The organism is Pseudoalteromonas carrageenovora IAM 12662, assembly GCF_900239935.1.
GTDB lineage: Bacteria > Pseudomonadota > Gammaproteobacteria > Enterobacterales > Alteromonadaceae > Pseudoalteromonas > Pseudoalteromonas carrageenovora.
In genome coordinates this window covers 2,087,439-2,112,351 of sequence record NZ_LT965928.1, presented here as the reverse complement: position 1 = coordinate 2,112,351, position 24,913 = coordinate 2,087,439, and the positions used below count along the sequence as shown (strand labels likewise).

Genomic DNA, 24,913 nt, shown 5'->3' with positions numbered 1-24,913 from the left:
AGTAAATGCACCATACAAATGAAAAAATAAACAGTGAAGATATTATTGATTTAGGCGTCTATTTTAATGTAATTAAGCGAGCTAAATGGCGAATTCTTGCTTTTTCTATCGTAGTTACATTACTTGCTATTATGGCGACATTTACGTTAGTACCTAAATATATCGCTACAGCAACTTTACTTATAGAGGCTGAGCAGGCCAAAGCTGTGAGCTTTGAAGAAATATATGGTTTAGATTCAAACAAGAAAGAATATTATTTAACACAGTTTGAGGTAATGAAGTCCGACAGTATTGCGCGTGAAGTAATTACTAAACTTGACTTAAAAACGCATCCCGACTTTATAGGAAAGCCCTCTGTTTTAAATCAGTTAAAGTCAATGGTTAAAAATAAACTGAAAGAACATATACCTTCTCTTAATAAAAAAGAAATCATTGTTTATTCACCAGAAGATCAATCTGAACGTGAAATGCTTAATTTATTAGGCGCTTTCAAATCTCGCCTTTATGTAACCCCAATTAGGAATACGCAATTAGTAAGAATAAGCTTTCAATCGAGTGATCCTAAATTGGCAGCACTCGTGGCTAACACTGTTGGACAAGTTTACATAGAAAGTCAAATGCGCGCTAAAATGGGCATCACTCAACAGGCTAGTAGTTGGCTGAATACTCGATTGTCTCAGTTACGCATCCAATTAGATGATTCTGAAGTACGCCTGCAAGCATATCGAGAGCAACAAAAATTGGTAGATATTGAAGGTATTGCAGGTCTTGCTACACAAGAGCTTGAGCAAATATCGCAGCAATTAATTGTTGCACGTAATGAACAAAATAATTTGCAAAGTATCAATCGTGTAATAAGTGAGTACGGGAATAATAACTTAGAATTGTTAGGCAGTATGCCTGAAATCACTTCTCACCAGGTTATACAAAACGTTAAACGTGACGTTATTGTAGTTGAGAGAAAATTAAGTGAATTAGGTGAAGTGTATGGACCGAAGCACCCTAAAATAATTTCAGCAAAGGCTGAACTTAAAACGGTGAAAGATAACTTAAATAAGCAAATCAAAGGTCTTATCACAGGTATTGAAAAAGAGCTTAATAGAATAACGCGAACTGTTAGCGCGCTTGAGCGAGATTTAGTTAAGATTCGTGCTGAGTATCAGGAGATTACCCGCAAAGAAACCCAATATAATCAGCTTAAACGTGAAGTTGAAACAAATAGAAATATCTTTAACACGTTTTTGTCTCGCTCTAAAGAAACAGAAGTAACTAGTGATTTTAGTTCTGCCGCTGCACGATTTACCGATCAAGCTTATGCGCCTAATAGTCCTTCAAAGCCTAACAAGAAACTTATTATTATTCTGGCCTTTGTCGTTAGCTTTGGGTTTGCAGCAGTAATGAGTTTCGTTTTTGATGCATTAAATGATACCGTTAAAACTAAAAGTGACGTTGAGAGTAAGCTTGCTCAGCGTATGCTTGGATTATTACCATATGTAAAAATACCAAGGAAAAGCCATTTTCCTATTCATGCATACCTTGATGATAACTTTAGAAGGTTTGCTGAGTCAGTGCGAACTTTTCGTACAAGTTTGTTGTTAACTCAACTCGATCGTGAACATAAAGTAATTGCGATTACTTCCAGCTCCCCTGGTGAGGGTAAGACAACTACTTCTGCTAATTTAGCAATGTCATTAGCGCAAATGGGCAAAGTTTTGTTAATTGACGCTGATCTGCGTAAACCAAGTATTGCAAAACGATTTGATATTCCGGTATTTCATCCTGGACTAAGTAATTTAATAGTAGGTACTGAACAACTACCGGAATGCGTTCATATTGATGGTCAATCGGGAGTTGCTGTTATGCCAAGTGGTCAAATTCCAGGAAATCCATTAGAGCTTTTATCGAGTACTCAATTTAGTGAGGTACTTGATATTTTGAAAGAAAAATATGACCACATAGTTATTGATACTCCACCTACACAAGCTGTAAGTGATGCTTTAGTTGTTGCACAAAATGCTGATTCGGTCATTTATGTTGTTAAATCAGATGTTACACGTATTAAACTTATTAAAGCTGGTGTTGAACGTTTATTTGAATCTAAAGCGCATGTTGCAGGTATTGTACTTAATCAAGTCGACATGAATAAGCGTAAAGATGAACACAGTCATGGCTATTACGATTATCATGATTATTCGCAAAAGCCAGAGCAATCAAATTCTTAGTAGGTAATAATTTATGTTTGATATTCATTCACACATTTTGCCCAATCTAGATGATGGCGCTAAAGATATAAAAGAGTCATTAGCTCTTTTAAAAATGGCTCAAGCTGATGGAATAACTCATATGGTAGCTACTCCTCATATACATATTGGACGCTTTGATAACTCTACCACCCATTTGTACAACGATTTAGAGAACTTAAAAGCGCAAGCTTTGGCAAATGGTATTACTATAAATCTTGCTGTTGCTGCAGAAGTAAGGCTTGATATTGAGCTAATGACATTAGTTTTATCAAATAAGCTCCCGTTCATCGGCAAAATTGATTCATTTAATTGTATATTATTGGAGCTACCACATTCACATGTTCCACAGGGCTATGATAAATTTATTAACTGGCTTGCAAAGCAAAATATAAAAGTAATAATACCTCACCCAGAGCGTAACCGAGATATACAAGCAAACCCTTTTTATATTGAGCGATTAAATCAATTAGGGTGTGAGTTTCAGTTAACAGCATCAAGCTTGGAAGGGGGATGGGGGGAGAGTGCAAAAACAATTAGCTTTGATATGTTGCAGAAAAATTTAGTGAGTTACGTTGCCTCTGACGCACACTCAGTTAAACGAAGACCTCCAATTTTAAGTAAAGCAAAAAAAATAGTGTCTGAATTACTGGGCGAAGATAAAGCACTTGAATTATTTTATGGTAACCCAAAACGTTTAACCAGTTCGTTATTTAATAATTAATATAATTACACACTCGGCTCCCACTTATAAATTACTCAAACACATAGCTAGCTGTTACTTATGTTAAAGTCATTGAATAGGATAGGGCTTTATAGCATTTGTGGAGTATATTTGTGTTTTTATAAAGTTTTAAAACTTTTACATTGTAAACTAGAAGTTGAGTTTATATTTTAAGTTAATGAGTTTTATATAAATTAGCGCCTATGCAAGTATTAACTGATGCTATCAAACCACTCAATCTTATAATAATTGTTTATCATTTTTAATGTAGGTTACGTATAGCTAGTCAACAACAATTGCCAAATTTATAAGGCTTGTTGTTTTCATTAACGCAAAGTGCTACCTGTTAATTTGATAAATGGTTTTTCTGGTTTTTTGTTTAAAGCAAGACCTTTTAATTCAATCTTATTATAAGTTATTTTTGATGTGTAGATGATTATTGAAAGCGTAATTAATATCAGAGTGTTATTTATGAGCTGCCCACCAAAATCAAGGGAGCGTTGTGAGTTTATTATTGGTGCTATGCTTTCACCAGTAATTTTTTGTAAAACTATTCCAATAGAGTTAAAGATAAACAATATTGCAGCATGAGTCATATATATTGAATAAGATAACTTACCAGTGGTTTGAAATATTTTTATTTTTAATAACTTTGATATTAAACCAGCTTCAAATGCAAAAAATAATACAGTTAAAAGAAACAAAAAAGGCGCAATTAATGACTTGTATTTAAAGTTAACGCTTACAACGAAAATTATCAGAATTATTAGTAATACCTCTATTAGAGTGGCTAATGTAAGAGGAAATCTAAAATACGATATTTTTTTAAATAGTAGATAAATTACTGTGCCACCAAAAAAACAAGATAAACCTTTTAGTACACTTTCTACTAATAGGTCTGATTTTAAAAATATTAAGCTAAAAGCGATAGCAGAGATGCAAAACCAAACAATAGTTTTACTAGTTTTAAAAAAGGCTATAGTAGTAAAAAGTAATGCATAAATGTAAAACTCAATACTTATACTCCACGAAGGGTAATTGAAACTGAGAGGGTCTGTAAAAGAAGTCCATGAATGTATCAGTAGTAGGTTAGGAACAATTTCATTAATTGATGTATCGTTTGTAAAAGGTGGATTGTTAAATGAAATATCTCCGAACTTATAAGCAAATAATTTTCCTAGCTCTAAAATTATAAATACTGTTAGCATAAATATATGTAACGGGTAGATACGGAAGAATCGGGCTTTCATAAAACTTCTAAAATTTAAATCTTTTTTATCGCCGTAACCATGTGCTAATACAAAACCACTTAAAATAAAAAAGAACTCTACGAATACTGCGCTACCTCTAAAAAAATCTAATTCGGTTATTGAGTTAACAAAATGCATATGAAAAATCACTACAGAGATCGCACAAATCCCTCTAAATGCATCAAGTGCTTCAAATCTTCTATTCAAAAGTTAGTCCTTTGATTATTAAAACAATAGTGCCAAGGTAATTACTAATCCTTTACTGTAATTTTAAATTTTTTACTCTGTTATAATACTATATCCAATTGGTCGCTATGTAAAATCAAAGTGTACTTTCTAATATATTGAAGTTTCTATTACCAGTTTAAATTTTGGTGTTAATAAATAAAGGTAGGATAAGTCTATTTCTGGAGTTCAGCTTAAATAATAACTGTTCAATGGATATTTATATTATTGTAAGCGCTAGGTTTTATAGAAAGTACTATAGAAAAACGCCCAGAGCCATTGTATAAGCTCTGGGCTACAAATGGCTCTTAGTTGAGCCTTGCGCTAACTAAATACACTTTCGTAATTCCTAGGGAGAAGAAGAAAGTACTTAAAAGTTTAGTCAAGCCACTCAGAATTGCATAACTAATCTTGCCATTTGGTTACATTTGATAACAAATCATTAGATTAATTATGCGCATCTTTATACTTTTGTTTATACCCAGCTTATTAACTGAGTATTTTGCACAAGGTCGCGTGGCAAAGAGTTTTTAATCTTATTTTTTTGCCATTTACCCAGTCCTATCGGGCAGCCACATAAGGTTAGTACTACTTCGCCGCTGGCTTTTGTAACGTCTTCTAGCCGTATATCTTTACCATTAAAGTAGTCATTTGCTTGCTTGTTTGTTAAAGCATATGTATTGCTTTTGCATTCATTACCAAACACGGTAGCAAACTCGTGAGTCAGCCTTACACCATTTTTATGAATTATGCCTATTTGTATGCCTAAGCGTGCGTATTTTATTTTATTTTGCACGGCTTCAAACCCGTCAGGGAATAACCACAGTTCTTTATCGCGCTGCATTAACTTACCTGGCAGCGCTTTTAAGCCAAACTGTTTTTTAAGCTCGCTCATAAAAGAAGTGGTTTGTTTTTTATCAAACTCGTTAAACGGAAACGCACCTTTTTTAACGCTTTGGGTTGGGTTATTGCAGCTTGCAAGTTTTTTAAACTTAGCGATAAAAAACCTTCACTGTCGAATGTTTGCGGCCACACATGTAAATAGCCCTCGGCGGTTGTGGCTTTTTCTGCCCCTTTAAATAAATCACTTAGCGATTGCGGCTCAATGTAGTCGCCAAATTCGCTAAGCAAATAATTGCATACATTTTGGTTTTCAAGCGGGGTGAGCGTACAGGTTGAGTACACAAGCGTTCCGCCTGGCTTTAATGCGTAAAATGCGCTTTTTATTAAGTCTTTTTGTACTTGAGCAATTTCTATATTTGATTCAATAGACCAGTTTTTAAGGGCATCGGCGTCTTTACGTACGGTACCTTCGCCAGAGCAGGGTGCATCAAGTAAAATGCTATCAAAGCATTCAAACATATAATTACCAAATATGACGCCATCAAAATGTGAGAGCGCGCAGTTACCCACCCCCATACGTTTAAGCGTAGCGCTAAGTACTTTTAAGCGTGATGACGAAAGCTCGTTGGCAACAAGTACCCCTTGGTTATTCATTATTGCGGCAAGTTGCGAAGTTTTAGAGCCAGGCGCTGATGCCATATCAAGTACGTAACCATCTTGTAAATCTAAGTTTTCAATACTTTGTTTTAGTGCCATAGGCGGCAGCATTGAGCTTGCCTCTTGCACGTACATAGCGCCGCTTAAATGTAAGTCGGTATTGCCTAATGCTAGGTTTTGCTCTTCATCGCTTGGGCGTTCTAGCCAAAAACCCTCACTACACCAAGGTATGGGTGTAAGTTGCCAGTTTTTTTGCTCTGCACGGTGTTTAAATTCAGCAACACTAATTTTTAATGTATTTACACGAATAGATTTTCTGAGAGGGCGACGGCACGCGTTTATAGAGTCGTCTAAATTGAGGTGCGCAGGTAAATAGGTTTTTACGTCGTCAATAAAGTGCTCAGGAATATAAGTGTTGGCGTTCACTGGTGGCTCGTACATTAAAAATAAAGCGTGATATTAGCACTTTTAAAGTGTTTTTTCAGAGTTAAATATTGAATTTGTTTGTTGATGCTATGTCGACACTTTGTGATTTTAGTTCATTTTTAGTGCAGTTATAAAGGGCTTTAGATTAACAGTGTCGACAATAAGTGTGTTTTTTACTCATTTAGGTAGAGCTAAGGGTTGACATGTTTTTTTATTAAGCACATAGTTAACCCATCAATTGTCGACAATTTATTTGTGAAGCCATGACGCAAACTTTTTTAAACGATACACCTATTACTACAGCATCTGATCAAGTGTTTGTAGATATGCGCCGCGAAATAGTAGAGGGCAGCATAGAGCAAGGCAGCAAAATATCAGAGCCGGAGCTTGCAAAGCGTTACGGCGTAAGCCGTGCCACGCTAAGAGAAGCATTAAATCGTTTAGAAAGCTGTTATTTAGTTGAGCGTAAAGCCAATGTAGGCTGCCGTGTAGTGGCGCTTACAGCAGAACGTTTAATTGAAGTGTATCAGGTTCGTAGCTCCCTTGAAGGGTTGGCTTGTAGGCTTGCTGCCGACAATATGGAGCCCGAGGAAGTTAAAGGCTTAAAGCAATTACTTAATCAGCATTTGCAAACTCAGCGTGTAAAAGAAGGCGAGTCGTACTATCAAGAAGCAGGCGATTTAGACTTTCACTATCGCATCATCAAAGGTAGTAAAAACGCTCATTTAATTCATTTGTTATGTAACGAACTTTATCAATTAATTCGTATGTACCGTGTGCAAATGGGTATGGTGGGGCCGCGTGTATCTAAAGCGTTTGACGAGCATTTAGCCATTATTAACGCGATAGAAAACCATGATGGTGAACTCGCCGAAATGTTGATGAAGCGACACATAAGTGCATCGCAAGCCAATATTCAAACCAAATTTAATGTATGCCAATCAATATGAGTATTCGAACAATATAACTGAATAAATCGCTCTATAACGTCGTTAAGAATTTTTTATTTAGAACCACTAAACATAAAAATTATTGCCTAGTTACAGAACGATTTTCTTAGCGTTAAATATACCTCATACACATACAGATTGGATTTAGTCATAAAAAGAAACTTCTAAAAGCTAAAGAGAAAGTTAGCAGAGCAGTAAAACAGTCACAATTTAAGATTAAAAATATAAGTTACTCCATGTAGCAACCGTTCAAAGTGAGGAGAAAATAATGTCAGCAGGATTAAAATTTAAACAGGCCATTGCGAATAACCGCCCATTACAAGTAGTGGGTACTATTAATGCCTATACAGCCATGATGGCTGAAAAAATGGGCCACCAAGCAATTTACCTCTCTGGTGCAGGTGTGGCAAATGCCTCTTACGGTATGCCCGATTTAGGCATGACCAGCCTTGATAATGTACTTGAAGATATTCGCCGTATAACCGGTGCAAGCGATTTACCACTACTTGTAGATGCTGATACAGGGTGGGGCGGCGCGTTTAACATTGCTCGTACCGTTAAAGAAATGACCAAAGCAGGCGCAGCGGGTTTTCATATTGAAGACCAAGTGGCACAAAAGCGTTGCGGTCATCGCCCTAATAAAGAAATTGTAAGCCAAGGTGAAATGGTTGACCGCATTAAAGCCGCAGTTGATGCAAAAACCGATAGTGATTTTTACATTATGGCGCGTACCGATGCGTTTCAAAAAGAGGGTTTAAGCGCCGCGATTGACCGCGCAGCTGCGTGTGTTGAAGCGGGCGCTGATGCTATTTTTGCAGAAGCCGTGCACGACCTTGCCGATTACCAAGCATTTGCAAAGGCGATTAATGTACCAATTTTAGCTAATATTACAGAGTTTGGCCAAACGCCTATTTACACCAAAGAGCAGTTAAGTGAAGTAGGTGTAGAAATGGTGCTTTATCCACTTAGCGCCTTTAGAGCAATGAATAAAGCTGCGCTTAATGTGTACTCTGCGATTTTAAATGAAGGCTCTCAGCAAAGCGAAATTGAGAACATGCAAACACGCGCCGAGCTTTACGAATTTTTAGATTACCACACATACGAAAACACACTCGATAACCTTTTTTCATCAAAATCTGACAAATAATAACTATTAAAATAGATAACACACACAAATTTAGATAGGAGAAGATCATGGTAGATAAAGCATTAGGCGGAGCAGGTTTACGCGGGCAAGTTGCAGGGCAAACAGCATTATGTACAGTAGGACAAACAGGCTCAGGTTTAACGTATTGTGGGTACGATATTAGCGAACTTGCCGAAAAAGCACAGTTTGAAGAAGTGTCTTTTTTACTTTCACGCGGCGAACTACCAACAGCCAATGAACTAGCCGAGTATAAAGCTAAATTAAAAAGCTTACGCGGCCTGCCAGATGCACTAAAAACCGTGCTTGAAAATATTCCTAAAGACGCGCATCCAATGGATGTTATGCGTACCGGTTGCTCAATGCTGGGTAACCTAGAAATGGAACTTGATTTTAGCCAAGCAAACGATGCGATTGACCGCATGGTTGCGCTCTTCCCAAGTATTATTTGTTACTGGTACCGCTTTACACACGATGGCGTACGCATTGAAACACAAACTGATGACGGCTCAGTGGGCGCGCACTTTTTAACCCTATTACACGACAAAGCACCGAGCGAGCTTTTTGCGCAAGTAATGAATGTGTCGCTAATTTTATACGCAGAGCATGAATTTAATGCCTCTACATTTACTGGGAGAGTGTGTGCATCAACGCTTTCTGATATTCATTCGTGTGTAACGGGCGCTATTGGCACGCTACGTGGGCCACTTCATGGTGGTGCAAACGAAGCCGCTATGGATATGATTCAGGGTTTTACAAGTGCAGAGCACGCCGAGCAAGAAGTTATGGGCATGTTAGAGCGTAAAGATAAAATAATGGGCTTTGGCCACGCTATTTATCGCGAGTCAGATCCGCGTAACGTAATTATTAAAAAATTCTCTGAAAAACTAGCGGCTGAGGTGGGCGATGATGTGCTTTACCCGGTTTCGGTTCGTTGTGAAGAGGTTATGTGGCGCGAGAAAAAACTGTTTTGTAATGCCGATTTTTTCCATGCATCGGCGTATCACTTTATGGATATTCCAACCAAATTGTTTACGCCAATATTTGTTATGAGCCGTGTTACAGGCTGGACTGCACATGTTAAAGAGCAGCGCGCTAATAACCGTATTATTCGCCCAAGTGCTGATTACACAGGGCCAGAGGCACGTAGCTACACGCCAATTGAATCAAGAGGCTAATTAGTTACACATAATACCAATCCGTAATAATACTTAATTAAGCGGATTGGTATAGGGTGAGCAATACGCTCACTTCTTGCCTTTTATTTCCCGTCACCTATTAGCGAACAGATATTATGACCATAATTAATAACACCCAATACCGAAAACCATTGCCCGGCTCAAATGTGGATTACTACGACACGCAAGAAGCCGTTGATGCAATAAAGCCTGGTGCTTATGCCACATTGCCTTACACATCGCGTGTACTTGCCGAAAACTTAGTGCGCCGCTGTGAGCCAGATATGCTAACCGATGCGCTTAATCAGCTTATTGAGCGTAAGCAAGATTTAGATTTTCCGTGGTATCCGGCGCGCGTGGTGTGCCACGATATTTTAGGCCAAACTGCATTAGTTGATTTAGCAGGCCTGCGCGATGCCATTGCTGCAAAAGGTGGGGATCCTGCAAAAGTAAATCCGGTTGTGCCAACACAGCTAATTGTTGATCACTCATTAGCGGTTGAGCACGCAGGCTTTGATCCTGAAGCATTTGAAAAAAACCGTGCAATAGAAGATAGACGCAACGATGACCGTTTTCATTTTATAAACTGGACTAAAACCGCCTTTAAAAATATTGATGTTATTCCGCCTGGTAACGGCATTATGCATCAGATTAACCTTGAAAAAATGTCGCCTGTTATTCAAAACCGCGATGGCATTGCATTCCCCGATACCTTAGTAGGTACCGACAGCCACACCCCGCATGTGGATGCACTTGGCGTAATTGCAGTGGGCGTAGGTGGGCTTGAAGCTGAGAGCGTAATGCTTGGCCGTGCCTCGTACATGCGCCTGCCTGATATAGTAGGTGTTGAGCTTACAGGCACTCGTCAGCCTGGCATTACTGCAACCGATATAGTATTGGCCATTACTGAATTTTTACGCGCTCAGCGTGTGGTTTCGACCTATTTAGAATTTTACGGTGAAGGCGCCGATGCACTAACCCTTGGCGATAGAGCAACTATTTCAAACATGACGCCAGAATTTGGTGCAACTGCGGCAATGTTTTATATAGACGATAAAACAATAGATTATTTACGTTTAACAGGGCGTGATGAAGAGCAAATAGCGCTTGTAGAAAACTATGCTAAAACGGCAGGCCTTTGGAGCGATAGTTTAAAAATCGCAAAGTATGAGCGTGTTTTGACCTTTGATTTATCTAGCGTTGGACGTAATATTGCTGGGCCTTCAAATCCCCATCGCCGTGTATCAACGAGCGATTTAGCAAAAGAAGGTATATCAGGCAAGGTTGAAAACGAGGAAGGCTTAATGCCAGATGGCGCCTGTATTATTGCTGCTATTACCAGTTGTACTAACACCAGTAATCCGCGCAACGTAATTGCTGCCGGCTTACTTGCGCGTAACGCAAATGCAAAAGATTTAATGCGCAAACCCTGGGTTAAAACGTCATTAGCACCGGGTTCAAAAGCGGTGCAATCATACCTAGAAGAAGCAAAATTACTCCCTGAACTTGAAAAACTTGGCTTTGGTATTGTGGGTTTTGCATGTACTACCTGTAACGGCATGAGCGGCGCGCTTGACCCTGTAATTCAACAAGAAGTGATAGATCGTGACTTATACGCAACAGCGGTACTTTCGGGCAATCGTAACTTTGATGGGCGTATTCACCCATATGCTAAGCAAGCGTTTTTAGCGTCACCGCCATTAGTTGTGGCTTATGCTATTGCTGGCACTATTCGTTTTGATATTGAAAAAGATAGTTTAGGGCAAGATCAAAACGGCAATGATATAACGCTAAAAGACTTATGGCCAAGCGATGAAGAAATAGATGAAGTAATAAAACAAAGTGTAAAGCCAGAGCAATTTAAAAAAGTATACGAGCCTATGTTTGATTTAACCGTAGATTACGGTGAAGACAACGACCCACTTTATGAGTGGCGCGAGCAAAGTACTTATATTCGCCGCCCGCCATACTGGGAAGGCGCCCTTGCAGGTGAGCGAACCATGACCGGCATGCGTGCTCTTGCTGTACTTGGCGATAATATTACAACGGATCATTTATCGCCATCAAACGCAATTATGGCAAGCAGTGCCGCAGGTGAATACTTAACTAAAATGAATGTCCCAGAAGAGGACTTTAACTCGTACGCAACGCACCGAGGCGATCACTTAACAGCGCAGCGTGCCACGTTTGCAAACCCTAAATTGTTAAACGAAATGGTGCTTGATGAAAACGGCGAAGTTAAACAAGGTTCATACGCGCGTTTAGAGCCTCAAGGTACTAATACCCGTATGTGGGAAGCAATTGAAGCTTATATGCAGCGTAAACAGCCGCTAATAATTGTAGCGGGTGCCGATTATGGCCAAGGCTCATCTCGCGATTGGGCTGCAAAAGGTGTAAGGCTTGCAGGCGTTGAAGTTATAGCCGCAGAAGGCTTTGAGCGCATACACCGTACTAACTTAATTGGTATGGGTGTTTTACCGCTTGAATTTAAACCAGGCACTACCCGCAAAACGCTTAACATTGATGGCAGCGAAAGCTTTGATGTAAAAGGCGAGCCAACACCTGGCGCTACCATTGATTTGGTGATTACGCGTAAAAATGGTGAGGTACTAACGGTACCTATGAAATGCAGATTGGATACGCAAGAGGAGCTTTCTATTTATGCTGCTGGCGGTGTATTACAGCGTTTTGCACAAGACTTTTTAGAAGCAACGCAATCAGCATAAGGGGCGTGCATTATGTTTAAACCACAAATTAAAGTACCAGCAACTTACATGCGTGGCGGCACCAGTAAAGGCGTGTTTTTTAAATTAACCGATTTACCAAAACCTGCCCAAGTGGCAGGTGAGGCGCGCGATAATTTATTACTACGTGTTATAGGTAGCCCTGACCCATACGGCAAACAAACCGATGGAATGGGCGGTGCTACATCAAGCACAAGTAAAACAGTTATTTTAAGTAAAAGTGAGCAACCTAACCACGATGTTGATTATTTATTCGGGCAAGTTGCCATTGATAAGCCGTTTGTAGATTGGAGCGGTAACTGCGGTAATTTAACTTCGGCTGTAGGCGCATTTGCAATAACGAATGGCTTAGTTGATAAAAATACAGTGCCCGACAACGGCGTTGCTATTGTACGTGTGTGGCAAGCTAATATTAAAAAAAGTATTTTAGTTCATGTGCCTATGACCAATGGTGAAGTACAAGAAACCGGTGATTTTGAGCTCGACGGTGTTACCTTTGCTGCCGCCGAGGTAAAGCTTGAGTTTTTAGACCCTGCCGACGGTGATGGCGCGTTATTTCCAACAGGCAATGTAGTGGATGACTTAGAAGTACCGGGTGTTGGTACTTTAAAAGCCACCATGATCAACGCAGGTATTCCTACTGTATTTATTAATGCTTGCGATATTGGCTATACCGGCACTGAGCTACAAGGTGACATAAATAACGATACAGCAGCACTTGAAAAGCTCGAAACTATTCGTGCCTATGGCGCAGTAAAAATGGGGTTAATTACTAATATTAACGAAGCACAAGCGCGCCAACATACACCTAAAGTAGCATTTGTTGCAGGTCCCGCAGACTATACATCGTCGAGTAATAAGTATATTAGGGCAAACAGTGTTAATTTGTTAGTACGCGCTATGTCAATGGGTAAGCTTCACCACGCCATGATGGGGACAGCCGCAGTTGCTATTGGTACGGCAGCTGCCATAGAAGGTACGCTTGTAAATATAGCTGCTGGAGGCGGTGCATTAAATGAAGTTAACTTTGGTCACCCCTCGGGCACGTTAAAAGTAGGCGCAGAAGCTAAAAAAATAGCTGGAGATTGGCAAGTTACCAAAGCTAGTATGAGCCGAAGTGCTCGTGTACTTATGGAAGGGGTTGTAAGAGTTCCCGGGTAACTGCATTTTAAACTTAGGTTACTTATATCTAGCAGCTAAATCGTTAGATATAAGTACAATTATAAAGCGCCTTGTTTAGCCGTAATTATACTAAATATAAACGCACTGTTTATATTTCACCATCCATAAATCTTCTAAAACCAATCCTTTATTACTAATAAAAGCTAAAGTGTCATTTTTTTTCGTGTATCTGCCGCATTTACTTGAAGAATATTATTAACAAACTAAATTAAATGTAATATTCGTTTAATAATATGAATATATTGTTTAAGTGGACGTAGGTTCTTTATGAGTTCCCATAGGTATTTGAATCCTAAAGGTGCTGACAAAGAAGTTATGTACCAGTTAAATCAAAAATACTTACTTAAAATGTATAAATATGTAGCAAAACCACATAGCTTAATGGTATTTTTAAAGTTCTAGTAACAAAGGTTATGAATGTGTGTTTGTTTATTGTTTTTGTAAACATAAAGCGTATGCATATCATTATCAACTAAACTAATTTTGATACTCATTCCAGGCTATCAAGGAGAAATAAATGGCAAAGCGTATGATCAAATTTACACCTATTGCAGCTTCAGTTGCACTTACTTTAGGCTTAACAGCATGTGGTACTGATAACGATAGAAACACCTATGTGCCACCTGTTGAATCTTTCTCAGCAACTGGAGAAGCTCAATTTAGTGTTGAAGTTACCGGTAAAGCAGTTAAAGGCGCAATGAAAGGTGCAGTTGTTTCAGTTACTACTTTAGATGACTCAGGCCAAAGTGTTCCTGTTGCTTTTCGCTCTGCGGCTTCAGCAGAAGCTGAAACATTTTCAGAAGAAGGCTTATCTCAAGATGCTGCTGATGCAGCTGTAGAAGCAAGTAAGCAAGCTTCAAACCCTGACGTAGTTACCGATGAAAGCGGTCGTTACAGCATTTATTTAGAAAGTGACTTTACTGGTCCTGTATATATTACAGTAAAAACATCTGCTGAAGGCGATGATAGCTTTTTACGCTGTGATGCTTATGTAGGTTGTGGTGATTACGATGAAGCTCCAGAAGCTGATGACGTAAACGACGGTGACACTAAAATTGAATTTGGTGAATGGTACAAAACAGACTTAGAACTATCTGTAGTAAAATACATCCCTGCGGTAGAAGCTGATACATCGGGCGCAAGTGGCATAGCTGGTGAAGAAAATGTTGATAGCTCTTATAAAGCTAATGCAACTTTCTTAACAACACTAGTAGCAAGTATTCTTATTGAATCTGGTGCTTCTATTGATGAAAGTGCAATTGCATCTGCAAGCCTTGATACTGTTATACAAGTACTAGGTCCTGATGCAGCACTATTATTATCATCTATTATTGGTGATTTATCTAACGGTGGCGCAGTTGATTTAAGTGAAGTAGACGGTGAAGAAGAGCTAAGCGAAGGTATTTTAGCTATTGCGCAGCTCTCATCTTCAATCCAAGGCTTGCCTTCAATTGCAGATGTAATGAGCAGCATTAAAGCTGGCATTCAATCAGGTCAGTTCAAAAATAACACTGATGAAGGTATTGCTGCAATTGCTACAATGTTACAAAGTGCTGTGACAAGCACTTCAAATGTTTTTGTTGCGATTGCTACAGGTAGTGAAGACGATATTAAAGCTGCATTAGAAGCCGCTTACGCTGCAAAAATTCCAGCGCCTAGCGCAGGTGAAATTGTTGCATTTGCCGCAAACTCAGCTGATATTGCTAAAAAAGCAAAAGAAGCTAAAGATAAAGCAGTTAAAAATGGTGCAGCAACAGACGCTGGACTTGCCGTTGCTGCAGAAAAAGTTAAAAAAGCATTAGAAGTAATAGGCTGTACTGATTCAGGTTGTACTGTAGATGAAGATTTTTACGTTGCTTTAGCTGCTGCTTTAACAGCAGAGATAACAGCTTCTCAAACTTCACTTACAGCTCTTGAAATGGATATTGATAGCGCTGAAAGCTCACTTGAAGATGTACAAGCAATGGGTGGCGACGCGCTTACTGCAGATAACGCAGCAGCATTTGTAAGTGCCGTTACGCTTCTTAAAAACGAAGCAGATACAGCTGGCTTATCTGTTAAAGCTGGTTCTATTTATGTTAAATCTCAAGGTTATGTAACTGCAGCAAATGCTTTAGTTGCAGAGAGTTCTGATTATCAACAAGTTCTTGACTCTGCAACATCACTAAATACTGATGCGCTAACAGCTGTTACTGATGCAGTGGCCTATGATGTTGCACTTGCTGCATTAGTTGTTGAAGCTGATGCCGCAATTGAAGATTTTGATATTGAACTTGCTGCTGCTAAGTTAGTAGCAGAAGACACTGCTGATGTAGCTGACGTTAAAAAGACTGCTGCAGATATGGCTGAAGCTACTTCTACAAGCGCACTTGCTACAGCTGAAGATGCAATGGTAGATACAGCTGAAAATGCAGCCGAAGCTCAAGAGCTTGCAATGAATGCTGTTGAAGCTGCTTCAGAATTTGCGGCAGCGGTTGATGCACTAGAAATTGCTATTGCACAAGCACTTGCTGCTGCAAATGACTACTTAGAACTTGAAGGCGAAGGTGCTCAAGCAATGGTAGATGCATTAGTAGCAATGCAAACAGCTGCTGAGGCTCAAGGCGAATTAGCAAATGAGCAATTTGTAACAGCTTATAATTTACAAATTACTGCTGAAGAAGCGGTTGCTAAATTTGCAGTACTTACTTCAGTTAAAGCTACTTCTGAGTCGCTTTCAACAATGACTGTACTTACTAACACTGGTGGTCAAGCAGTTATTGATGCCGCTGATGTTTTAGCAGACGTTATTGATGAGCTAGCTGATATGGGTAACTCAGGTGAAGGCACTTCTACTCGCCAACCTGAGTGGGATTACAATTATAGTTTAGATGATTTAACGCTAGTTCTTACAAATGACACAACTGATGAAATGATCAGCGCTGCCGCATCTTACCAAGGCGAGCAGTTAGTTGTTGCTTGGGGTGCTACGTTAGTTGGTGGTGATGCTACGGTTGAGTTAATGACTGCAGATTCACAAGCAAACGCACTTACAGATTGTGTTGATTTTGCAGCCGGTACTATTGACGAGACTCAAATTGATTCTTGTTTAATATTTACTTTTGATGGTGAAGTAGATGCTGACACTGTTGATGATGCGGAAATCGTTAATACTGAAACCTGGAACCACGTGGAAATTATGGACGGTGAGTCTGGTTTTGCGGGTATGTTAAATATAACTGCTAATGACGCGACTGACATGGGTACAGTTACCCTTGAAGGTATGTCTGGCGACCTAGACTTTAAAGTTATGGGCATGGTTGATAGCAGTGGTGATGAAGACGAAAGTACATTAGATGTTATGGTTAAAGGTGATACAGCAATGGGTTACACTTTATCTCTAACTGGTATGGAGTCTGAAGGCTACACAGGTGATGTGAAGGCAATGTACAATGGCGAAATGATGTCATTTGGTACTGCGACTAAAGTTACTAACGGTGTATCAATCACTTACATTGATGGTGATGTAGTGCCTTACACAGATGTTGATTTAATCGACGCAAGTAAGTAACTTAAAACTATAAAAGGGAAAAGCTGTGCGCTTTTCCCTTTTTTTATAGAAAGCGATTTTATTATGAAAAAAAAAATTCTCTTGTTAGGATTTTCGACAGCTCTTATTTCTCCTCTTGCATCCGCAGATAATCAATTTCAAATTTTTACCCACTTTGACGCAGAAATTTATACCGAAGCACAACCAGTACAATCTTTTGTTGATGATTTTGACGCGCCACTTAAATCAGGTGATAGTGCATTTACCTACAATATATTTGAAGTCGGTGTTGGTTACGGAAATTTTAAAGTTGGCCTACAAAGTCGTTACGATTACGTACTTAATTTTGATCCTGATACTGCGCTATATACTCATACAGAAAAAAACGATTTAGCTTTTGAAGATAGGTTTTACACTTATTATTTAGATGCTAAACAAGCAACCTCTAACGGTGTTTTTGTATCGTATGACTTTAAATTTTTAGACAAAAATGCATTAACGATTACACCTAAACTATCTATTTTTGCCAGTTCTCACTTTCAAGATGCAACTGTAAATGGTCAAATTTACAGTGATGAAGTTGAAGGGACCGTAACCGTAGACTACAACTTTTCAAAAGACATTTTATTTAAAGAATTTACTCCCTCACAAAAACCAGAAGGTTTAGGCTACAGTTTGGATATTTTTGCTGATTGGCAAGTAAACGATGAGCTTCAAGTAGGGTTTAGCGTAAAAGATTTACTTTATAAAACAGATTACGACGATAGTGGTTCAGTAAAAGGGCAAACAACAGAGATCCCTTTTAGAGAAGATGATAATGGCGATATTGTTACTCAACCAACGGTTTCATTACAAACGTCTGCTTATGGAAACACTCAATCACATGACTTAGAGATGGAAATGCGTTTACAAGCATTTGCTGATTATAGAATTAATGAGCGCTTTTCAACTCAGCTAACAATTAAACGCTACGATCAAGACACATTTAATCAATTAAAAGGGCGTATTCACTTTTGGGACCATTGGAAAGTCCAAGCTGGTTACGAAACAAAAAGTGAGGCTTTTTTGGTTGGTATAGAAAACGAGTATTTTGGTCTTAATTTACAAACTGATAGTTTAGATTTAGATAAAGCCTATTATGCAAATGTGAATTGGTATATGAACATTAAGTTTTAAGGAATGAAGATGCTAAAACAAATTTTACCTTTAGGGGTTGCTATCGCATTAGCCGGTTGTGGTGGGTCTTCATCTGATAGTGAAGATACTCAAAGTGTTGCCGTTACTGTTGCTTCAACATCTTCCACTGTAAATTTTTATGTTGCAAATTGGCAGCCTTCTCAAGGCACTTTAAATGTTATAAATAGTGATGGTGTTGTTCAAGAGTCGATTGCTGTAGACAATATTAATACCGCAAGCGTTAGTGTAGATCCACTTACCTTTAACAGCTTTGAATTTATTCCTGATGATAGCACTTTAACATGCCCTCGTTTTACAGGTTGTGGTAGAACGGTTCGTGGAGATATTAACGATTTAAACGAAAACCGTTTGATTGATTATCAAGAGCCAACAGCTGTCACTTTAAACTACAAAGCGAGCGCTTTTAGTGCACCGGGTCAAAATACAGTTTATTTATCGCCGCTTAGTAAAGTGATTTCTGATCAAGGCTATAGTGCTGTTGCAGCAAGTTTAGCAGCAACTCCTTTTTATCATCTAACACACAGTAATTTAAGTGCAAGTGTTGAAGCTGAAATGGTAACTAATGCATTTACTTACGCTGCAATAATTGCGGGTGCTACAGATGCAAGCTTTAGTGTTGATAATGCATTTACTGACTTTGCTACCAAGCAAGAAGATCAGCAAGCATGGCAGGATTATAGCGAGTTGGCAGCGCAATACGTTACTGATAATTTATTTAGTGATCAAGGTAATGCGTTATTACAAAACGTTGCCGGTGAAGTGAAACAAACGATAGCAAGTGTAACTACCTACTCTAATTGGCAAGTACGAACACAAGTTACGCAAAGTTTAGATTCAAGAGAATTACTTGTTGATACTCGTAATATTATAGGTGTTGCAAGGCTTCAAGAAAAAAGTTACTCAGATGAGCTTGATTCTAAATTTGAAGAGCTTGAGGGCGCTTTTGATGAAGATACTCAACAAACGCTTGATGCACTGATTAATTCACTAAACGAAGTTATTACTAATTATTCGCCATTAGCAGACGATTCGACACCAGCAGGGCAATATAAACTTCGAGATCTAGATATAGACTATAGTAAATCGCCTTATACTTGGGCTATAACCGGTACATATGATGATTTACCTATTTCTATAGATTTATCTATTCCGACATTTCGTGTGAGCGGCGTACTAGGTGATAAAATTGAAGGCGTAATGACTGCTTCAATTACAAATGGTGCAACGGTACTTAGCGTTGACGTTAGCGAGTTACTGATACAGTTTGATGGAATTGACGAAGTTAACGAGTTAAACCCAGATGCCGAGACAGGAATTGCTCAGTTAACTTCTAATGTCATTATAACTAAAGCTGCGGGTCAGCTTGATGGTGATTTATCGCTAAGTTTAGAGCGCTTTGTAAACTCATTTGGTGAAGTATCAAACACATTATCAACGTTTGATTTTGTTGGTAATTACCAAAGCAGTATTCAAAATACAGATTTTCATATTACGGCTGTAGAAGCTTCACCGTTTATAGGTGAAGAAAATGACGATTTAGCATTTACCTTCGAGCTAGATTTTCCTTTAAGTGGTGCAAGTGATTTTAAATTTGCTTATGTAGGTGAAGCCGCAAACTTATCAGAGCTTACTTCAACAGATATTTTTGTGAGTGTACAAAATAGAGCTTTAGATCTTCGTATAAGAGATGTAAGTGGCAACCTTAATCTTATTGCTAAAGGTGAAAATGGTCGCTGGTTAGATGTAAAACAAAAAGGTCGTAACTACAGTGGAGGTCTATATTTTGGTGATACTAAAATTGCTGAAGTTACTGCTGTGAGAGGCATCCCAGGTGTATTATTTTCTAACGGTGATTTCGAATCATTATTTTAAATAGTTTTTAGAGATAACTTATAAACATAAAGCCCAACACTAGTTGGGCTTTTCGTTTATTGAAAAGGTGTTTTTACAAAAACTCAATACTTACCGTTTCACCTTTTGCAATGCTACCGCTTTGTGCGGGTACTACAATTAAGTAATTTGCTCTACTGAGTGACGAAAGTACGCCTGAGCCTTGTTTATTAAATGGCGTTACAAGCAAGTCACCTTGCTCATTTGTTGAAGCTGTAGCGCGTTGAAAGTCGGCTCTGCCAGGGCGTTTTTTAACAACTGATGTTGTAATAGCATTAAAACGCATTTTAGGGGCTACTTGCCCAAGTCCAGAGAGCTTTTGTAGTGCAGGTTCTACTAGTTGATTAAACGTTACTGCGGCTGATACGGGGTTACCTGGTAAGCCAAAAAAGTAACTGTTGGGTAACTTACCAAAAGCAAAGGGTTTACCTGGCTTCATGGCTATTTTCCAAAAATGGATATTACCAATTTCATTTAATACTTCTTTAGTAAAGTCAGCTTCACCAACCGATACACCACCTGAACTTATTACAGCATCTGCTTTTTCATCTGCACTTAAAAAAGCTTGAGTAATGAGCGCTTTATCATCGCTGATGATACCTAAATCAAGCACATCTACGTTTTGTTGCTGTAATGCACTAATTATTACGGCACGGTTACTTTCATAAATAGCGCCTTTTTTAAGGGGCTGTCCAGGCTCAATTAGCTCATCACCTGTAGAAAACACGGCGACTTTTAATTTGCGAGTGACATTTATGTCGGCAATACCTAAAGAGGCGAGTAAGCCTACATCAACGGCTTTAAGTTTATCGCCTGCATTTAAAATAACGTCATTTATTGCAATGTCTTCACCGGCAAAACGAATATTTTCATCAACGGCAGGCTGCGCAGTAAATGTGATTTGATCACCATTAACCGATGCGTTTTCTTGCATTACAACGCCATTAGCACCCGGTGCAATGGCTGCTCCCGTCATTATTCTTACGCACTGTCCGGGAGTGAGTGTGCCTTCAAATGTTTGCCCTGCAAATACGCTCCCTACTTGAGTATAGGTTAAGCTTTTATCTGAAATACAAACAGCATAGCCATCCATAGCAGAGTTATTGTGAGCAGGCACATTAATATTAGATTTAACATCATTGGCTAAAACCCGGCCAACACTTTGCATTATGGAGATGGTTTCATTGTGCGAAATTGCATTGATAGAGCTTAGTATGTTTTGAATTGCCGTTTCTATTGGTAATAAACCGGGTGCATTGCAAACATCGTTCATATATATTGCTTACTTAAATCATTTTATTTTTAAAACAATACTTATAATGTCAAAGCTTTACAATACATGGCTGGGTTATTTTTTGTTTGTATTTTGCGTGTTCTCAAGCACGTTAAGTGCAAAAGAAACATTGCATGTCGCAGTAGCAAGTAACTTTAAAACTGTCTTACAAACTTTACTGCAAGAATCTCCTTTACCCGGCGTACAAGTAAAAATATCAGCGGCTTCAAGCGGGATTTTATATTCTCAGATTGTACATGGTGCGCCGTTTGATGTGTTTTTATCAGCTGATGATCTCCGCCCGCAAGCATTAGTAAAACAAGGGTTTGCTAGTCAAAGTAGCTTAGTTACCTACGCATTAGGTGAGCTTGCATTGTGGCAGCCCAATGCTAATAAAGTAAATGATAAAGTAGCCATTGCTAACCCTCGTTTTTCACCTTATGGTCGGGCATCGCAGTTTTATGCTAATGCTAACTTTAAAAAGCCAATAAGTTACGTATACGGTAATAACATTACGCAGGCCTTTCAGTTTGTTCAAAGTGGCAATGTGTCAATTGGGCTGGTGGCGGTGTCTACGTTAAAAGCTGCGTATAGCAATACACAAAACCCCAAGTATTTAGATTATAAAGTGCTAGAGGCGAGTGAATACCCCGATATTATCCAACAAGGCGTTATTATAAAATCGACAAAAAAAATGGCGAGTGCAAAAAAGCTTATGGAGTTTTTAATGACAAGTAGCACTCAACTTAAGCTTATTAAATTAGGATACAGATCAAAGGACAGCAATGCTTCAAAGTGATTTAACTGCGCTGTGGTTAACAATAAAACTGGCCTTTATAACCGCTATATTACTACTCGTTTTCTGCATTCCGGTTGCTTATAAATTAGCAGGCTACAAAGGTAAATTTAAACCTTTTTTAGAGGCATTAATTGCTATGCCTTTAGTATTACCGCCCACTTTATTAGGTTTTTACTTATTGGTTCTTTTTTCGCCAACGCATGCTTTTGGGCAGTTTTGGTTTTGGTTAACGGGTACCCAGCTTGCGTTTAGTTTTCAAGGTGTGGTTATTGGTTCTCTTTTTTATTCATTGCCGTTTGTAATGCAGTCTTTGGTTGCAGGTTTTAAACAAATAAATCAAACCTATAACGAGGCTGCAATAGCGCTTGGGCTTAGTCATTTTAAGCGTTTTGTGTATTTAATTTTACCATTACTAAAGCCTAGTATTGGTAGTGCGTTTGCCTTGGGGTTTGCTCATACACTCGGTGAATTTGGTTTGGTATTAATGATTGGCGGTAATATTCAAGGGCAAACACAAGTTGTTTCAATTGCTTTGTACGACCATGTTGAATCGTTAAATTATGCGGCTGCGCATCAGCTCTCTCTTATTTTATTGGCTATTTCATTTGCGTGTTTGGTGCTGTTATTTAAGTTTAATAAAAGCATAGTTGGGGTTAAACAATAACATGATTAAATTAACCCTATTTAAAGCACTTAATAACTTTGATTTAGATATAAACTTGCAATTAGAGTCGTTTAATATTGCAGGTGTTTTTGGTCCGTCCGGATCAGGTAAGTCTACATTGCTGCGTTGTATTAGTGGTCTTGAAGGCAAGCAAAGTATTTATATTAATAATCAACCTGTGCATCATTTACCTAGTGATAAACGCGGGGTAACACTGCAAGTGCAATCTTGTCCGTTATTTCCTCATTTAGATGTTGCCGGCAATTTAGCTTTTACTCAAAAGCACTGCGCTAATAGGGAAACTAACATATCTGAGCAAGAAGTGATTACAGCTCTTGAGTTACAACCACTCCTTAAACGCAACGTACAAAGTTTATCGGGCGGGGAGCGTCAACGAGTGGTGTTTGCACGCACAATGTTAGCAGGTCAAAAACTTATAATTTTAGATGAGCCGTTTAGTGCGCTCGACTGGCCACTTCGTTTTAAAACACTAACAACATTAAGTGAGTTAGCAGCTAAATTTAATATTAAATTTATAATAGTGAGCCACTCATTAAAGGAGCTACTGTTTTGCTGCGATACCCTAATTCAGCTTGAAAAAGGTAAGGTGATAAACCAAGGAACAAGTGCGTTAGTTGCCAAGGCTATTTATGCTAATAATAAGCAAACACCACTGAGCTTACTTAATTATGGCATTATTAAATTTGATGAAAAATACGCTGTTTATCACCTTCTAATAAAACAAAGTGAGCAGCAGTTATTTGTATCCCCAAGCGCAGTTGAGCAGGGCGGCAAGCTAATTATTGAAAGCGAACAAATATCAATTAGTGCTATAAAACCAATACTCACAGAGCATAGTAACATATTGGTTTGTATACTTATTAATGCTGAAATGATTGATAGCAATTGGCAGCTTACACTTAATGTTGATGGGCAAACATTGTATTGCTTACTTTCAGCAAGAGTATGGGATCAAAGTAATTACAAAGAGGGCGATACACTTTACGCCGCTATTCATAACCTAGAGTAAAAAATTAAAACACGAGTTACTTACTACAGGTGGGACACTGGCTATTTTTAGGAATTTTAAAGCGGTTAAACTCCATGCTGAGCCCATCCACCAGCAATAAATGTTCACTTAAGCCGCTTGGTAAACCCGCAAGTATTTTTAGTGCCTCAGTTGCCTGAATACTGCCAATTAGCCCAACAATAGGGGAGAGCACGCCAGATTCAGAGCAGCTTTGTGTTTGTTCATTAAAAAACTGTGATAAGCACTCGTAGCAATGGCTATGTTGTTTCATGGTAAAGCAGGCAACTTGGCCTTCCATTCTAATTGCAGAGCCTGAAACTAGCGGTATTTTAGCCTTATAACAGGCGCTATTGAGTAAATTACGTGTAGGCAAGTTATCAGAGCAATCAATGACTATATCAATATTACTTAATAGCTCGTCAAGCTTTGACTGCTCATCTAAAAATGCATCGATTGTATGAATATCTATTTCATCATTTAAGCTAGTTAACTGCGCTTTAGCGGCGTGTGTTTTTAAGCTTCCCACATCTGTTTGTTTGTAAAGCACCTGCCTTTGCAAGTTTGTAGCATCGACCAGATCGTTATCTACAAGCGTTAATGTTCCCACACCTGAGGCAGCTAAGTACTGTGCAACCGGGCAGCCTAAGCCACCTAAACCTACTATAAGCGCATGAGATTGCCATAGTTTTTCTTGTCTATCTATATCAAGTTGTACAAGCATAATGTGGCGAGAATAACGTAATTGCTGTTGATACGTTAATGGCGGTTTTTGCATAAATGTGCGCTCAAATTTTTTTGTAACAATACCAAGTAGTTAAAACCTAGAGCAAGTAAAGCTTTAAAAATCTTTGCACTGTTAACGCCCATCGCTGCTACTTAAATAGTGCAAAGCGAAATTATTATCAATAGCGAAAATTGTAACTTACTGAATTTGTTATTTATTAATTGTTGGCTTAGTAATTGCTGAC

16 protein-coding genes and 1 pseudogene are annotated in these 24,913 nt (G+C 38.6%); 13 read left to right on the top strand and 4 right to left on the bottom strand.

What is annotated here, in order from left to right:
• Window positions 1-5: 5 nt before the first annotated feature.
• Both ALFOR1_RS09535 and ALFOR1_RS09530 read left to right on the top strand, forming a co-directional pair.
• Window positions 6-2,222 (top strand): GumC family protein, encoded by a 2,217-nt coding sequence (locus ALFOR1_RS09535; RefSeq protein WP_058549733.1) that lies wholly within the window; start codon window positions 6-8, stop codon window positions 2,220-2,222.
• Between the two features lie 13 nt (window positions 2,223-2,235).
• Window positions 2,236-2,964 (top strand): tyrosine-protein phosphatase, encoded by a 729-nt coding sequence (locus ALFOR1_RS09530; RefSeq protein WP_104642825.1) that lies wholly within the window; start codon window positions 2,236-2,238, stop codon window positions 2,962-2,964.
• A 326-nt stretch (window positions 2,965-3,290) separates the two neighbouring features.
• Here ALFOR1_RS09530 and ALFOR1_RS09525 read toward each other — a convergent pair whose 3' ends face one another.
• Together ALFOR1_RS09525 and rsmF are read right to left on the bottom strand one after the other, a co-directional pair.
• Window positions 3,291-4,421, bottom strand: a complete 1,131-nt coding sequence (locus tag ALFOR1_RS09525) for an acyltransferase family protein (RefSeq protein WP_104642824.1) — start codon at window positions 4,419-4,421, stop codon at window positions 3,291-3,293.
• Window positions 4,422-4,914: 493 nt separating this feature from the next.
• Window positions 4,915-6,365, bottom strand: a pseudogene (gene rsmF / locus ALFOR1_RS09520) (16S rRNA (cytosine(1407)-C(5))-methyltransferase RsmF).
• Between the two features lie 263 nt (window positions 6,366-6,628).
• Between rsmF and ALFOR1_RS09515 the strand changes: the two are divergent.
• The 8 genes from ALFOR1_RS09515 to ALFOR1_RS09480 all read left to right on the top strand — a co-directional run bounded on the left by ALFOR1_RS09515 (window position 6,629) and on the right by ALFOR1_RS09480 (window position 20,161).
• Complete coding sequence (locus ALFOR1_RS09515; protein ID WP_104642823.1) at window positions 6,629-7,315, top strand: GntR family transcriptional regulator; 687 nt, start codon at window positions 6,629-6,631, stop codon at window positions 7,313-7,315.
• Between the two features lie 268 nt (window positions 7,316-7,583).
• Window positions 7,584-8,462, top strand: a complete 879-nt coding sequence (gene prpB, locus ALFOR1_RS09510) for a methylisocitrate lyase (protein WP_055253209.1) — start codon at window positions 7,584-7,586, stop codon at window positions 8,460-8,462.
• Window positions 8,463-8,509: 47 nt separating this feature from the next.
• Window positions 8,510-9,637: a bifunctional 2-methylcitrate synthase/citrate synthase gene (gene prpC / locus ALFOR1_RS09505; RefSeq protein ID WP_104642822.1), complete on the top strand. Its 1,128-nt coding sequence runs from the start codon at window positions 8,510-8,512 to the stop codon at window positions 9,635-9,637.
• A gap of 116 nt (window positions 9,638-9,753) precedes the next feature.
• Entirely contained in the window at window positions 9,754-12,363 is a 2,610-nt protein-coding gene (gene acnD, locus ALFOR1_RS09500) for a Fe/S-dependent 2-methylisocitrate dehydratase AcnD (RefSeq protein ID WP_104642821.1), read from the top strand.
• Between the two features lie 12 nt (window positions 12,364-12,375).
• On the top strand, window positions 12,376-13,542 hold the full coding sequence (gene prpF / locus ALFOR1_RS09495; RefSeq protein ID WP_104642820.1) for a 2-methylaconitate cis-trans isomerase PrpF: 1,167 nt from the start codon (window positions 12,376-12,378) through the stop codon (window positions 13,540-13,542).
• 538 nt (window positions 13,543-14,080) lie between these two features.
• Entirely contained in the window at window positions 14,081-17,113 is a 3,033-nt protein-coding gene (locus ALFOR1_RS09490; protein ID WP_104642819.1) for a hypothetical protein, read from the top strand.
• A gap of 63 nt (window positions 17,114-17,176) precedes the next feature.
• Entirely contained in the window at window positions 17,177-18,268 is a 1,092-nt protein-coding gene (locus ALFOR1_RS09485) for a hypothetical protein (protein WP_104642818.1), read from the top strand.
• 9 nt (window positions 18,269-18,277) lie between these two features.
• Window positions 18,278-20,161, top strand: coding sequence for a hypothetical protein (locus tag ALFOR1_RS09480; RefSeq protein ID WP_104642817.1), 1,884 nt, complete (start codon window positions 18,278-18,280; stop codon window positions 20,159-20,161).
• Between the two features lie 73 nt (window positions 20,162-20,234).
• Here the strand turns inward: ALFOR1_RS09480 and moeA are convergent, their stop codons facing one another.
• Entirely contained in the window at window positions 20,235-21,452 is a 1,218-nt protein-coding gene (moeA, locus tag ALFOR1_RS09475; RefSeq protein ID WP_104642816.1) for a molybdopterin molybdotransferase MoeA, read from the bottom strand.
• A 46-nt stretch (window positions 21,453-21,498) separates the two neighbouring features.
• On the opposite strand from moeA, the gene modA reads away from it, so the two are divergent.
• From modA to ALFOR1_RS09460, 3 genes are read left to right on the top strand one after another with little or no spacing between them, the layout of a single operon-like run.
• The gene (modA, locus tag ALFOR1_RS09470; protein ID WP_104643652.1) at window positions 21,499-22,251 is read left to right on the top strand and encodes a molybdate ABC transporter substrate-binding protein; all 753 of its coding nucleotides are present in this window, start codon (window positions 21,499-21,501) and stop codon (window positions 22,249-22,251) included.
• Window positions 22,238-22,915, top strand: coding sequence for a molybdate ABC transporter permease subunit (gene modB / locus ALFOR1_RS09465; protein WP_104642815.1), 678 nt, complete (start codon window positions 22,238-22,240; stop codon window positions 22,913-22,915). The genes modA and modB overlap by 14 nt, the downstream gene beginning before the upstream one ends.
• A 1-nt stretch (window position 22,916) precedes the next feature.
• Window positions 22,917-23,945: an ATP-binding cassette domain-containing protein gene (locus tag ALFOR1_RS09460; RefSeq protein ID WP_104642814.1), complete on the top strand. Its 1,029-nt coding sequence runs from the start codon at window positions 22,917-22,919 to the stop codon at window positions 23,943-23,945.
• Window positions 23,946-23,961: 16 nt separating this feature from the next.
• Here ALFOR1_RS09460 and ALFOR1_RS09455 read toward each other — a convergent pair whose 3' ends face one another.
• Entirely contained in the window at window positions 23,962-24,720 is a 759-nt protein-coding gene (locus ALFOR1_RS09455) for a HesA/MoeB/ThiF family protein (protein WP_104642813.1), read from the bottom strand.
• Between the last annotated feature and the right edge of the window lie 193 nt (window positions 24,721-24,913).

What these genes read in the sequence shown, in the direction of transcription:
- prpB (WP_055253209.1), top strand. Translation starts at nt 7,584, where the DNA reads ATGTCAGCAGGATTAAAATTTAAACAGGCCATTGCGAATAACCGCCCA.
- ALFOR1_RS09460 (WP_104642814.1), top strand. Translation starts at nt 22,917, where the DNA reads ATGATTAAATTAACCCTATTTAAAGCACTTAATAACTTTGATTTAGAT.
- ALFOR1_RS09455 (WP_104642813.1), bottom strand. Translation starts at nt 24,720, where the DNA reads ATGCAAAAACCGCCATTAACGTATCAACAGCAATTACGTTATTCTCGC.
- ALFOR1_RS09515 (WP_104642823.1), top strand. Translation starts at nt 6,629, where the DNA reads ATGACGCAAACTTTTTTAAACGATACACCTATTACTACAGCATCTGAT.
- prpF (WP_104642820.1), top strand. Translation starts at nt 12,376, where the DNA reads ATGTTTAAACCACAAATTAAAGTACCAGCAACTTACATGCGTGGCGGC.
- prpC (WP_104642822.1), top strand. Translation starts at nt 8,510, where the DNA reads ATGGTAGATAAAGCATTAGGCGGAGCAGGTTTACGCGGGCAAGTTGCA.
- ALFOR1_RS09490 (WP_104642819.1), top strand. Translation starts at nt 14,081, where the DNA reads ATGGCAAAGCGTATGATCAAATTTACACCTATTGCAGCTTCAGTTGCA.
- ALFOR1_RS09480 (WP_104642817.1), top strand. Translation starts at nt 18,278, where the DNA reads ATGCTAAAACAAATTTTACCTTTAGGGGTTGCTATCGCATTAGCCGGT.
- acnD (WP_104642821.1), top strand. Translation starts at nt 9,754, where the DNA reads ATGACCATAATTAATAACACCCAATACCGAAAACCATTGCCCGGCTCA.
- ALFOR1_RS09535 (WP_058549733.1), top strand. Translation starts at nt 6, where the DNA reads ATGCACCATACAAATGAAAAAATAAACAGTGAAGATATTATTGATTTA.
- ALFOR1_RS09530 (WP_104642825.1), top strand. Translation starts at nt 2,236, where the DNA reads ATGTTTGATATTCATTCACACATTTTGCCCAATCTAGATGATGGCGCT.
- modA (WP_104643652.1), top strand. Translation starts at nt 21,499, where the DNA reads ATGTCAAAGCTTTACAATACATGGCTGGGTTATTTTTTGTTTGTATTT.
- ALFOR1_RS09485 (WP_104642818.1), top strand. Translation starts at nt 17,177, where the DNA reads ATGAAAAAAAAAATTCTCTTGTTAGGATTTTCGACAGCTCTTATTTCT.
- moeA (WP_104642816.1), bottom strand. Translation starts at nt 21,452, where the DNA reads ATGAACGATGTTTGCAATGCACCCGGTTTATTACCAATAGAAACGGCA.
- modB (WP_104642815.1), top strand. Translation starts at nt 22,238, where the DNA reads ATGCTTCAAAGTGATTTAACTGCGCTGTGGTTAACAATAAAACTGGCC.